This is a genomic window from Pseudomonas sp. HY13-MNA-CIBAN-0226 (genome assembly GCF_040310305.1).
Classification (GTDB): Bacteria; Pseudomonadota; Gammaproteobacteria; order Pseudomonadales; family Pseudomonadaceae; genus Aquipseudomonas; species Aquipseudomonas gregormendelii.
The window spans coordinates 1-240 of record NZ_JBEOPS010000583.1; the positions used below are offsets into that span (position 1 = coordinate 1).

The 240-nt window shown below is 69.2% G+C and carries 1 protein-coding gene; it reads left to right on the forward strand.

Annotated elements, in window-relative coordinates; all coding sequences use genetic code 11:
* The coding region (locus AAEZ05_RS30010; protein WP_350650302.1) for an FAD-dependent oxidoreductase at positions 1 to 240 on the forward strand (240 nt) is incomplete at both ends.

The following is a 240-nucleotide window of genomic DNA, read 5'->3' on the forward strand; positions in this document are numbered from 1 at the left end:
TGCCGACCCTTCTGCACCCGGCGGCAGCCGCAGCGGTGCAAGCCGGGCTGGAAGGCATCGGCGCGCGCTTCCACCTGGGCCCGGTGCTCAATCGCCTGCAACGCACGGCTGATGGCCTTGAAGCGCACCTGTCGGACGGCGAAGTGATCCACTGTGACCTGGTGGTGTCGGCCATTGGCCTGCGCCCTCGCGTAGACCTGGCCGCAGCGGCCGGCCTGCAAATCAACCGCGGGATCATGG